Genomic DNA, 12,196 nt, shown 5'->3' on the forward strand with positions numbered 1-12,196 from the left:
AAGGGAGATATTATGCGTTACTGCTTATTGTGCCTGAGTTTGCTGCTCTCTCCGCTGGCGGCTTTCGCCGAGGACACCAGTTGGCAGCAAATCAAAAATGACGCCCGCGGTCAGACGGTGTGGTTCAACGCCTGGGGTGGCGACAACGCAGTTAACCAGTATCTCGACTGGGTTAGCGGCGAGATGAAAACGCACTATGCCATTAACCTGAAAATCGTACGCCTGGCGGATGCCGCCGACGCCGTAAAACGTATCCAGACGGAAGCGGCATCCGGGCGAAAAACCGGTGGATCGGTCGATTTACTGTGGGTGAACGGCGAAAATTTCCGCACGCTGAAAGAAGCCGGGCTGCTACAGACCCAGTGGGCACAAACGCTGCCTAACTGGCGTTATGTTGATACCCAGAAACCGGTGAACGAAGACTTTTCCATTCCAACGGAGGGGGCTGAATCACCGTGGGGCGGCGCACAGCTCACCTTTATTGCCAGGCACGATCTCACCGCGCAGCCGCCGCAATCCCCGCAGGCACTGCTTGAGTTTGCCCTGGCGCACCCTGGCACGGTGACCTATCCGCGACCGCCAGACTTTACCGGAACGGCTTTTCTTGAGCAGTTGTTAATTTCGCTCACCAACAAGCCGCAAGCGCTGAAAATAGCGCCAGATGCGTCCACATTCGCCGATGTTACCGCTCCATTGTGGCATTATCTTGATGCTTTACATCCTGCCCTGTGGCGCGAAGGTAAAGATTTTCCGCCCACGCCAGCGCGAATGGATGCGCTGCTCAACGGTGGCACCCTGCGTTTATCAATGACCTTTAATCCTGCCCACGCGCAGCAAAAAGTGGCCAGCGGTGAATTACCCAAAAGCAGCTATAGTTTTGGTTTCTCACAGGGCATGCTCGGCAACGTGCATTTTGTCACCATTCCAGCGAATGCGCGCGCCAGCGCCGGAGCGAAAGTCGTGGCAAATTTCCTGCTTTCACCCGAAGCGCAGCTGCGTAAAGCCGACCCGTCTGTCTGGGGAGATCCTTCGGTGCTTGATCCACAAAAATTGCCTGTCGACCAGCGTAATGCGCTGCTGGCGCGGATCCCACAAGGGCTCCCTGCCGTACTGCCAGAACCGCATGCTGCATGGGTAAACGCTCTGGAACAAGAATGGCTACGCCGCTACGGTACACATTAATTCTGCTACTCTGGGCCATCATGGCGGGCGTTTATCTGCCGCTGGCGCCAGCGGCTTTTTCTCTGATAACGCCGGCGCTGAGTACCAGAAACTGGCTGGCGCTATTTAGCGATCCTCAACTCCCGCAGGCGTTACTGGCAACGCTGGTTTCCGTAAGCCTCGCGGCTGGCGGCGCGCTGATCATCGCCCTGCTGGCGATCCTCGCCTTATGGTCCGGCGCAGGCTGGGCGCGTCTGTGCACGCGTCTTCCGTGGCTGCTGGCGATTCCGCACGTTGCCTTCGCCACCAGCGTGCTGTTGGTTTTTGCCGAAGGCGGCATGCTCTGGCAATGGCTCCCGTTCCTCAGCCCCCAGCCTGACCGCTACGGCATTGGGCTTGGCGTGACGCTGGCGGTAAAAGAGAGTGCCTTTTTGTTATGGATCCTCTCAGCTCTGCTGAGTGAAAAACAGCTTTCGCAGCAGGTTATCGTCCTGGATTCGCTGGGTTACAGCCGACTGCAATGCCTGAACTGGCTGGTTCTGCCCTCTCTCGCCCCCGCGTTAGGCAAAGCCATGCTGGCGATTGTCGCCTGGTCGCTCTCGGTAGTGGATGTAGCAATCGTCCTTGGTCCCGGAAACCCACCAACGCTTGCCGTGTTGAGCTGGCAATGGCTCAGTCAGGGCGATGCCGAGCAACAGGCTAAAGGAGCACTCGCCAGCCTGCTGCTGGTACTGCTGCTACTCATCATCGCGCTGGCGGGGTATCTGCTCTGGCGCGCCTGGCAACGCACTATTCCCGCAGTAAACGGGGAACGCCTGCGTTTTTCATCCTGTACAATCGGCCGCTCGCTGGTACAACTTTTACCCTTTGGCGGTGTGGTGTGCGCGCTGGTTCTGGCGCTGATCGCCAGCTATTCGTCGCTAAATAGCGAGGCGCTCAGCAATAGCCTACAACTGGGGCTTCTCTCCAGCGTGCTGGCGCTGCTGATACTTTTTGCCTGGCTGGAATGGGGTCCACAAACCGGACACCGTTGGGTCTGGCTACCGCTCATTTTGCCTGCGCTGCCGCTGGTAACTGGACAGTATCTGTTGGCGTTATATGCCGGACAGGATGGGCTGATGATAACCATTGTCTGGGGACACCTGCTGTGGGTGATGCCATGGATGCTGTTTGTGCTCAAACCGGCGTGGCGACGCATTGACCCACGATTGATTTTGATTGCGCAAACGCTGGGTTGGACCCGGGGGCGCATATTCTGGCAAGTAAAATGTCCGCAGCTGGCGCGCCCGGCGCTGGTTGCCTTCACGGTAGGGTTCTCAGTCAGTATCGCCCAGTATATGCCGACGCTGTGGTTAGGCGCCGGGCGCTATCCCACGCTGACCACCGAAGCGGTGGCATTAAGCAGCGGCGGTAGCACCGCCATTCTGGCAACCCAGGCGCTATGGCAGCTTCTGTTACCGCTTATAATTTTCGCACTGGCGGCGTTTCTCGCTGCGTGGATTGGCCGCTTTCGACAAGGACTCCGCTAATGCTCATTGTACAAGGCGTTTCGTTGTACCAGGGTACGACGGCGCTACTGAAGGACGTTAATTTCCAGGTTAATAAAAGTGACATTGTCACCATTATGGGGCCTTCCGGCAGCGGTAAGTCTTCGTTATTTTCGTGGATGATCGGGGCGTTGTCTCCTCAGCTTCAGGCGTCAGGCGAACTGTGGCTCAACGAACAGCGCGTAGACACACTGCCTACCGCGCAGCGCCAGATTGGCATTCTGTTTCAGGATGCGCTGCTGTTTGACCATTTCAGCGTTGGGCAGAATTTACTGCTGGCCTTACCCGCCAGCGTGCAAGGTCCCGCCAGACGCCATGAGGTGGAAAGCGCCCTCGCACGCGCGGGCCTGGCAGGATTTTATTCACGCGATCCGGCTTCGCTCTCCGGCGGGCAACGCTCGCGTGTCGCCCTGCTTCGCGCGCTGCTGGCACAACCCCAGGCGCTGTTACTCGATGAACCCTTTAGCAGGCTGGATGCGTCGCTGCGCGATACCTTTCGCCAGTGGGTCTTCACCGAAGTACGTAAACTGGGTATTCCGGTGGTCCAGGTTACCCACGATGCGCAGGACGTTCCGCCAGCAGGTCGCGTATTACAGATGGAAAACTGGGCGTGAATGTGGCGATATGCTGCGTTAACGCAAGGTTTTTACTTAACTGGCGGCACAGAATGTCGTCCTCTTTTTCAACGTCGGGCTATTCGATGAAACGTGTTTCTCAAATGACCGCGCTGGCACTGGCTTTAGGGCTCGCTTGCGCTTCTTCCTGGGCTGCTGAAACAGCACAGACGCTCACCCTCAACCAGTTACAGCAAAAGCAAGGCGCGGCGATCGATACCCGTCAGAGCGCTTTTTACAACGGCTGGCCGCAATCGCTTAATGGCCCTTCAGGACACGAGCCTTCCGCACTGAACCTGTCTGCCGCCTGGCTCGACAAGATGAATGATGAACAACTCAGCGCCTGGGTTAAGGCACATCACCTGAAAACCGACGCGCCGGTGGCATTGTATGGCAGCGATACTGACATGCAGGCCGTCAAATCCCGCCTGCAGAAAGTCGGCTTTAACGCTATCTCAACCCTCAGCGATGCGCTTACGGACCCTGCCCGCCTGCAACGTCTGCCGCACTTCGAACAGTTGGTTTACCCGCAGTGGCTGCACGACCTTCAGCAGGGTAAAGAGGTAACCGCCAAACCGGCCGGTGACTGGAAAGTGATTGAAGCCGCCTGGGGCGCGCCGAAGTTGTATCTGCTCAGCCATATCCCTGGCGCGGGCTACATTGATACCAACGAAGTCGAAAGCGAACCGCTGTGGAATAAAGTGTCCGACGCGCAGCTCAAAGCGATGCTGGCGAAACACGGCATCCGCCACGACACCACGGTGATTTTATACGGCCGCGATGTCTACGCAGCCGCGCGCGTGGCGCAAATTATGCTATATGCAGGTGTAAAAGATGTTCGTCTGCTCGACGGCGGCTGGCAGACCTGGTCTGACTCAGGTTTACCGGTCGAACGCGGTACGGCACCAACGGTGAAGCCTGAACCTGATTTCGGCGTGACGATCCCTGCCCAACCGCAACTGATGCTGGATATGGAACAGGCTCGCGGTCTGCTGCATCGCCAGGATGCGTCTTTGGTGAGCATTCGTTCATGGCCGGAATTTATCGGTACGACCAGCGGCTATAGCTACATTAAGCCAAAAGGTGAGATCGCAGGGGCGCGTTGGGGCCATGCAGGCAGCGACTCCACCCACATGGAAGATTTCCATAACCCGGATGGCACCATGCGCAGCGCCGATGACATCGCCGCCATGTGGAAGCAATGGAATATCCTGCCAGAGCAACAGGTCTCATTCTATTGTGGTACCGGCTGGCGTGCTTCGGAAACGTTTATGTATGCCCGCGCAATGGGCTGGAAAAACGTCTCCGTCTACGACGGCGGCTGGTATGAGTGGAGTAGCTCTCCGAAAAACCCGATCGCCAGCGGTGAACGGGGTCCGGACGCCAGCAAGTAAGATTGTCATTGTTGCCGGATGCAGCGAGAACGCTTTACCCAGCCTACATAAACCATCGTTGTAGGCCGAATAAGCGAAGCGCATCCGGCAACGCACTACGTCACTCCGGACGCTGGACCGCTTTCAGCGTCAGATATCCGCTCCAGATCCGGGTGAACGTCGTCATCCAGCACAGCGCGCCAAAGACCCACGCCATTACGGCAAAATATTCCGGGAACAGACATCCCAACACAAACAGCAAAATCGTCTCGGTTCCTTCGGTCAGTCCGCCCAGATAATAAAACGATTTATGCGCATAACCGGGGTTATCAATCTGATGCTTTGCCGCCAGCGCGGCGAAGGCCAGAAAGCTGCTGCCGGTGCCAATAAACGCGAACAACAGCCAACCGCCTGCCAGCGCATTTTGCGCCGGCGCAGCAAGAATAAAACCAAACGGCACTAAGGCGTAAAACAGAAAATCGAGCGAGATATCGAGAAATCCTCCCGCGTCCGTTAGCCCTCTGCGCCGTGCCAGCGCCCCATCCAGCCCGTCAAACAGCCGATTGAGTACAATGGCCACCAGCGCCGCCATATACCAGCCTAACGCCAGAAATGGCAACGCCAGCACGCCAATAGCAAAACCGACCAGCGTAAGTCCGTCCGGGGTAATCGCCGGTTGATCAATGATGCCCACGCAGCGATGCAAAAGCGGTTTTAATCGCGGATGAAGATGGCGGTCAAGCATGCGGGCGTCCTTTAAAACTGTCGCACAGTCCCTGGGAGGGAATATCGAGAGCGGCATTAAAACGCGCCGAGAGATTTTGAAACGCAATCAGCGCGGTCATTTCAGTAATGGCGTCATCGGTAAAATATTGCTTCATCTGCGCTTTCAGCGCATCGTCAACCTGTGGTGGCGTTGCGGTGACCGCATCAGCATAGGCCAGCCCTACACGTTCTTCTGCGCTAAATAGCGTTGATTCTTGCCAGTTGGCAACCTGTAAGACTTTATCCAGCGCGCCGCAGCGTTCAGCCAGCCGTAAACTGTTGGCGTCAACGCAGAAAGCGCAGTAGCACACCTGAGAAACGCGGGTCATCAACAGCGCGCGCATCACCGGCGACAGGCGCGCCTTTTTACGCTCCAGAAACCCGACAAACAGCGCCACCAGCCAGAACAGGAACGGCATCCGCCCCCCACCAGCGTGTGGGATGCAGCACATCACCATAATGTTTTTTCTGCGTAGCAACGAGCGGTTGCAAACTGGAAGGGATACGCGTTAACGGTTTTACCCACGACTGAGGATCGTTCAACGGTGGCTCCTGAATACTTTAGATAAAACAAAGATAACGATAGTATGTCATTTTCTGCCGTTAGATATTGATGAATATAATGAAAACCCTCGACGTGGTCGCCGCTATCATTGAACGTGATGGCAAAATTTTACTGGCTCAACGCCCGCAGCATGCGGATCAGTCAGGTATGTGGGAGTTTGCTGGCGGTAAGGTTGAGCCGGGGGAAAGTCAGCCAGAGGCGCTGGTCCGTGAACTGCGTGAAGAGTTGGGCATCGAGGCGGTCGTTGGGCGCTACATTGCCAGCCATCAACGCGAGGTTTCAGGCCGACTCATTCACTTACATGCCTGGCATGTACCGTCATATCAGGGGGAGCTGAAAGTGTATGAACATCAGGATATCGTCTGGTGTTCAACCGAAGAGGCGCTGCGTTATCCGCTGGCGCCTGCCGATATCCCGCTATTAGAAGCGTTTATCCTTTTACGCGACGCCAGACCAGCGGATTCGTGCTGATCGTTTTATCATCACGCTGGCACTGAAGCAAAACGCCATCCGCTTTAATCACCGCCCCTTCTGAGTAGTTTTGATCCTGATAAATACAGCACTGACTACAGGGTTGCGCCCGCTGACCGCTGGAACTGAACACTTCCGGCGGGACATTCACCTGCACGTCCGGGCGATAGAGCTGATTTGCCAGCGTCGCGCTGGACACCAGTGCCAACGCTCCTGCCATGATTATACGGCGCATATTCTTTCCTTTTTGACTGACAGTTATGCTCAGTATAACGGTATAAACCGGCAGAAACTTTAGCCCTTGCCATCATCGCTTTTGGTTATGACCCACGCCGCAATATTAATTTACTTAGCGCGGTTAATTTTTTCTTGCGTCCCGTCACACTGCTGATGTTATAGTCAAAAACTGCAAAACACTTAACACAAAAATCAAAAATATAACCATATCAATACATAAGAGGTATTTATATCTATGGATCAGACATGTTCTCTGGAGTCATTCCTTAACCATGTGCAAAAGCGCGACCCGAATCAGACCGAGTTCGCGCAAGCCGTTCGTGAGGTAATGACGACACTGTGGCCCTTCCTCGAGCAAAACCCGCGTTATCGTCAGATGTCGTTGCTGGAACGTCTGGTTGAACCGGAGCGCGTGATCCAGTTCCGCGTCGTCTGGCTGGACGATCGCAATCAGGTGCAGGTCAACCGCGCGTGGCGCGTGCAGTTTAGCTCCGCCATTGGCCCATACAAAGGCGGGATGCGTTTCCACCCTTCCGTGAACCTGTCGATCCTGAAATTCCTTGGCTTCGAGCAAACATTTAAAAACGCCCTCACCACGCTGCCAATGGGCGGGGGTAAAGGCGGGAGCGATTTCGATCCGAAAGGTAAAAGCGAAGGCGAAATCATGCGTTTTTGTCAGGCGCTGATGACCGAACTGTTCCGCCATTTAGGGCCCGATACCGATGTTCCGGCGGGCGATATCGGCGTAGGCGGTCGTGAAGTCGGCTTTATGGCCGGGATGATGAAAAAACTGTCCAACAACAGCGCCTGCGTCTTTACCGGTAAAGGTCTCTCTTTCGGCGGCAGTCTGATTCGCCCGGAAGCTACCGGCTACGGTCTGGTGTACTTCACCGAAGCGATGCTCAAACGCCATGGCCTGGGCTTTGAAGGCATGCGCGTGGCAGTCTCTGGTTCCGGTAACGTGGCGCAATTCGCCATTGAGAAAGCCATGGAGTTTGGCGCGCGAGTAGTCACCGCCTCCGACTCCAGCGGAACTGTGGTCGACGAAAGCGGATTTACCAAAGAAAAACTGGCGCGTCTGTGCGCGATCAAAGACAGCCGCGACGGCCGCGTGGCGGATTACGCCCGCGAATTTGGCCTGACCTATCTGGAAGGCCAACAGCCGTGGTCGGTTCCGGTTGATATCGCCCTGCCCTGCGCCACCCAGAACGAACTTGATGTCGATGCGGCACGCGTGCTGATCGCCAACGGCGTGAAGGCTGTCGCCGAAGGGGCAAACATGCCTACCACCATCGAGGCCACCGATCTGTTCCTGGAAGCGGGTGTATTGTTCGCGCCGGGTAAAGCGGCCAACGCGGGAGGCGTAGCGACATCCGGTCTGGAAATGGCGCAGAACGCCGCACGTCTGGGCTGGAAAGCGGAGAAAGTGGATGCACGCCTGCACCACATCATGCTGGATATTCACCATGCCTGCGTCGAGTACGGCGGCGAAAGCAAGCAAACCAACTACGTACGTGGCGCCAACATCGCGGGATTCGTGAAAGTTGCCGACGCGATGTTGGGCCAGGGTGTGATTTAATTCAGATCTGTTGTTCCCGTAGGCTTGATGCGGCACACATGCCTTATCCAGCCTAAGAGCGCACTACAGGCCCGCCTCTTCAGATGGCGGGCTTTTTTTCGCCGTGCGTTTACGCGGCGCGCTCTTTTTCTTGTCACCACCACTACTACCCGGTGCGGCAATTCCACGGAAGCGTCGTACCGGCGTGCTGCGCGCCTGATCGATTAGCTGATACAGCGTCCCCACCAGCGGCTGCATGAAATCCTGATATCGACACTGCTTTTCGCTGATTTGGGTCAGGATAGATTCCCAGTGCGCGGTCATATCCGGGCGCGTCGCCATTTCAGGCAGCGAATGAAACAGCGCTTTTCCGGCATCGGTAGAATGGATATAGCGCCCCTTCTTCACCAGGAAACCACGCTTAAACAGCAGCTCGATAATCCCGGCGCGCGTCGCTTCCGTTCCCAGTCCGTCCGTTGCGCGCAGGATCTTTTTCAGATCTTTATCCTGCACAAAGCGCGCGATTCCGGTCATCGCTGACAGCAGCGTGGCATCGGTAAAGTGCCGCGGAGGCTGGGTCTGTCGTTCAACCACTTCGCCTTTTTCGCACAGCAGCTCGTCGTCTTTTGCCACCACCGGCAGCGGCGTCCCGTCGTTATCTTCGTCGCGCTCTTTGTTGCCAAGCAGCGTACGCCATCCGGCCTCCGCCAGAAAACGGGCTTTGGCGACAAACTTACCTTTCGCGATATCCAGCTCAATAACGCACTTCCTGAATACCGCATCCGCGCAAAACTGCATCAGATATTGACGGGCAATCAGATTGTATATCTTCGCTTCATTGTCATTCAGGTTGATGGACGAACTGCGCGCGGTTGGAATGATGGCGTGGTGGGCATCCACTTTTTTATCATCCCAACAGCGGTTTCGCGTATCGGGATTGACCGCCGGTTGCGGAAGCAGATCCGGCGCATGGACGCTAATCGCGTTCAGCACCGCGTGACGTCCGGCAAAGTGTTCTTCCGGCAGATAACGGCTATCCGAACGCGGATAGGTGATCAGTTTATGGGTTTCATACAGCTTCTGGCAGATATCCAGAACGTTTTGCGCACTTAAGCCAAAGCGTTTCGCCGCTTCAATCTGCAACGCCGACAGCGAAAACGGCAGCGGCGCGGATTCTGATTCCCGTTTATCGTTATAGCTGGTGACGATCGCCGGCTGACCGTTAATGCGGTTTACCACGTGTTCAGCCAGCGAGCGATTCAGCAAGCGCCCTTCTTCATCCTGATGCGGCTCACACGCTTCGCTCGGCTGCCAGATAGCGGTAAACCGCTCATCGGCGGGCGTCACGATATGCGCCTTTACCTCGAAGAAGTCTTTGGCAACGAAGTTTTCAATCTCTTCATCGCGGCGCACAACCAGTCCGAGCACCGGCGTTTGCACGCGCCCGACCGAAAGTACGCCCTGATAGCCCGCGTTACGCCCCAGAATGGTATAAGCGCGCGTCATGTTGATACCGTACAGCCAGTCCGCCCGCGCTCGCGCCAGTGCCGACACGCAAAGGGGGATGAACTCACTGTTGGCGCGCAGACGCTCAATCGCCCGCTCGACGGCCTGCGGGTTGAGGTCGTTAATCAGGCAGCGTTGCACCTGCTGGCGCTTTTCAGGGGCCAGTTGCAGGTAATCAAGCACTTCATCCACCAGCAGCTGTCCTTCACGATCGGGGTCACCTGCGTGAATGACTTCACTGGCCTCATGCAAAAATCGCTTAATAACGTTGAGCTGTTTGGTCACCGAGGGACGCGGCTGCAGTTGCCACTTTTCCGGGACAATCGGCAGATCAACCAGACTCCAGCGAGCATAACGACTGTCGTATGCATCTGGCTGCGCCTGCTCAAGCAGGTGACCAATACACCAGGTCACCACTTGCCCGTTTCCGCACTCGATAAAACCGTCACCTTTGCGATGCGGCTTCGGCAGCACATCGGCGATAGCGCGCGCCAGACTCGGTTTTTCGGCAATAAACAACCGCATCGAGTTAACGGATCTCAACCATGGCGCGACCGCCACGAGCTTCCACTAACTCACCAATCGCAGTGAGGTCGATGCCAAACTGCGCCGCTGCCGCTTTAACTTCGGCTTCAGCTTCCGGCGTTACCGCTAACAGCAGACCACCGGAAGTTTGCGGATCGCAGAGCAGATCGCGAACCGACTGCGGCATTTCACCCATCAGGTGTCCGTAGCTGGCAAAGTTACGCTGGGTACCGCCCGGCACCGCGCCCTGCGCGATGTATTCTTCAACACCTGGCAGCTTAGGAATAGCCTGGTAGACGATCTGCGCCTGAACGCCGGCCCCCTGACACATCTCGCTCAGATGCCCCAGCAGCCCAAAACCGGTAACGTCGGTCATGGCTTTCACGCCGTCGATATCGGCAAATGCCGCCCCGGCAATGTTCATCCGGCACATCACTTCCGTCGCCAGCCCTTTGTGCTCGTCCTTCAGCAGCGATTTTTTCTCTGCGGTGGTCAGGACACCAATACCCAGAGGCTTGGTCAAAAACAGCTTGCATCCCGCCTCGGCGGTGCTGTTTTTCTTCACGCGTTCAGTTGGAACAACGCCGGTTACCGCAAGACCAAAGATAGGCTCAGGGGCATCGATAGAGTGCCCCCCCGCCAGCGCGATACCCGCCTGACGGCAGGCAAAGCGTCCGCCTTCGGTTACTTCGCGGGCGATTTCCGGCGCCAGCTTATCAAGCGGCCAGCCCAGGATAGCAATTGCCATAATCGGTTTGCCGCCCATGGCGAAAATATCGCTGATGGCGTTGGTGGCGGCGATGCGGCCAAAATCAAACGGATTATCGACAATCGGCATAAAGAAATCGGTGGTGCTGATTACGCTGGTGCCGTTCCCCAGATCGTATACAGCCGCGTCGTCGCGGGTTTCATTACCCACCAGTAAGTTTGGATCAACAAACTTCGCCTGCTCGCTGTGCAGGATGGTTTCCAGCACTTTCGGGGAAATTTTACAACCGCAACCGGCTCCGTGGCTGTATTGCGTTAAACGAATAGCTTGCTCGCTCATGGACATCTCCTGTCATTGCAATCCGGATATGGTAGCGCTCATTCCATGATGTGGTAAGAGTGACTGTCTGAATTCGGGTGCCTTTGCTCATAATCCAGACAGTTTTGCCGTTGATATCAGAAATAACGGACGAATGCGCTCGGATCGGCAAGGGTAATCGTCGTGGATGCTTTCAACTGTGGTGTGCCCAGATAGAGAAAACCGACGATTTTATCCTGTGGGCGACAGTCAAACGCTTCGCGGACGACCTCACTTTCGGTTAATGCGCCACTGCGCCAGATACCGCCAAAGCCCTGGGCAATGGCAGCCATCTGCATGGCCATCACCGCACAACCGGCAGACATTTCCTGTTCCCATAGCGGAACCTTGTCGTTTGCTTCACATTTCGCCACCACGGTAATAATCAGCGGCGCGCGAAACGGCGCGCTGCGCGCTTTTTCCTGGGCCTTCTCATCGCTGCCAGATGCAATAGCGCCTTTTTCAAGCACGGCGGCAAAGCGTTCACGCCCTTCGCCCTCAATGACAAAGAATTGCCACGGTTGCAGCGTTTTGTGGTCCGGCGCGCGCATTCCCGCACGCAGAATATTTTGCAGTTGCTCTCCTGCCGGGGCCGGTTCGACGAGACGTGAGGCGCTACGACGGATCATGAGTAATTCGAGTGCATCCATTTGCTTAACTCCAACAATGAAATTTGTTCACAAAATTAACACGTGAGCGGATTTTGTTACAGCACAGGCGGTGATTCCTGCTGACAAGTGCCTGTCGGGTCATTACGATAGCCTCATCTTATCGCCTTTCTCCGGGATTTCGGGGTGGCGTGTTGTTA

The 12,196-nt window shown here is 56.2% G+C and carries 11 protein-coding genes and 1 pseudogene; 6 read left to right on the forward strand and 6 right to left on the reverse strand.

From position 1 onward, the window contains the following. Positions 1-12 precede the first annotated feature (12 nt). The 4 genes from OGV38_RS23355 (at position 13) to OGV38_RS23370 (ending at position 4,716) form a co-directional block, all read left to right on the forward strand. Entirely contained in the window at positions 13-1,182 is a 1,170-nt protein-coding gene (locus OGV38_RS23355) for an ABC transporter substrate-binding protein (protein WP_269517315.1), read from the forward strand. Beyond that, positions 1,155-2,690 (forward strand): ABC transporter permease family protein, encoded by a 1,536-nt coding sequence (locus OGV38_RS23360; RefSeq protein WP_269517316.1) that lies wholly within the window; start codon positions 1,155-1,157, stop codon positions 2,688-2,690. Before OGV38_RS23355 ends, OGV38_RS23360 begins: the two co-directional genes overlap by 28 nt. Beyond that, on the forward strand, positions 2,690-3,322 hold the full coding sequence (locus tag OGV38_RS23365; RefSeq protein ID WP_095715542.1) for an ATP-binding cassette domain-containing protein: 633 nt from the start codon (positions 2,690-2,692) through the stop codon (positions 3,320-3,322). The genes OGV38_RS23360 and OGV38_RS23365 overlap by 1 nt, the downstream gene beginning before the upstream one ends. An 86-nt stretch (positions 3,323-3,408) precedes the next feature. Next, entirely contained in the window at positions 3,409-4,716 is a 1,308-nt protein-coding gene (locus OGV38_RS23370) for a sulfurtransferase (RefSeq protein WP_047418447.1), read from the forward strand. A gap of 100 nt (positions 4,717-4,816) precedes the next feature. On the opposite strand, the gene OGV38_RS23375 is transcribed toward OGV38_RS23370, so the two are convergent. Further along, positions 4,817-5,440, reverse strand: a complete 624-nt coding sequence (locus tag OGV38_RS23375; RefSeq protein WP_137352125.1) for a CDP-alcohol phosphatidyltransferase family protein — start codon at positions 5,438-5,440, stop codon at positions 4,817-4,819. Further along, positions 5,433-6,003, reverse strand: a pseudogene (locus OGV38_RS23380) (carboxymuconolactone decarboxylase family protein). The gene OGV38_RS23375 and the pseudogene OGV38_RS23380 overlap by 8 nt, the downstream one beginning before the upstream one ends. 79 nt (positions 6,004-6,082) lie before the next feature. Here OGV38_RS23380 and OGV38_RS23385 point away from each other — a divergent pair. Then, a complete protein-coding gene (locus OGV38_RS23385; RefSeq protein ID WP_103283891.1) occupies positions 6,083-6,496 on the forward strand; it encodes a pyrimidine (deoxy)nucleoside triphosphate diphosphatase in 414 nt (137 codons plus the stop codon). Here the strand turns inward: OGV38_RS23385 and OGV38_RS23390 are convergent. After that, entirely contained in the window at positions 6,456-6,731 is a 276-nt protein-coding gene (locus OGV38_RS23390) for a YnjH family protein (protein WP_016152834.1), read from the reverse strand. The genes OGV38_RS23385 and OGV38_RS23390 overlap by 41 nt on opposite strands. A 237-nt stretch (positions 6,732-6,968) precedes the next feature. Between OGV38_RS23390 and gdhA the strand changes: the two genes are divergently transcribed. After that, the gene (gdhA, locus tag OGV38_RS23395) at positions 6,969-8,312 is read left to right on the forward strand and encodes an NADP-specific glutamate dehydrogenase (protein WP_047498892.1); all 1,344 of its coding nucleotides are present in this window, start codon (positions 6,969-6,971) and stop codon (positions 8,310-8,312) included. A 63-nt stretch (positions 8,313-8,375) separates the two neighbouring features. On the opposite strand, the gene topB is transcribed toward gdhA, so the two are convergent. The 3 genes from topB to OGV38_RS23410 form a co-directional block, all read right to left on the reverse strand. Then, entirely contained in the window at positions 8,376-10,322 is a 1,947-nt protein-coding gene (gene topB / locus OGV38_RS23400; protein ID WP_049282049.1) for a DNA topoisomerase III, read from the reverse strand. A gap of 4 nt (positions 10,323-10,326) precedes the next feature. Continuing rightward, positions 10,327-11,370, reverse strand: a complete 1,044-nt coding sequence (selD, locus tag OGV38_RS23405; RefSeq protein ID WP_016152831.1) for a selenide, water dikinase SelD — start codon at positions 11,368-11,370, stop codon at positions 10,327-10,329. 116 nt (positions 11,371-11,486) lie between these two features. Continuing rightward, on the reverse strand, positions 11,487-12,038 hold the full coding sequence (locus OGV38_RS23410; protein ID WP_286475186.1) for an NAD(P)H nitroreductase: 552 nt from the start codon (positions 12,036-12,038) through the stop codon (positions 11,487-11,489). Positions 12,039-12,196: the final 158 nt, after the last annotated feature.

The organism is Citrobacter sp. Cb080 (assembly GCF_030334745.1).
GTDB classification, from domain to species: Bacteria; Pseudomonadota; Gammaproteobacteria; order Enterobacterales; family Enterobacteriaceae; genus Citrobacter; species Citrobacter braakii.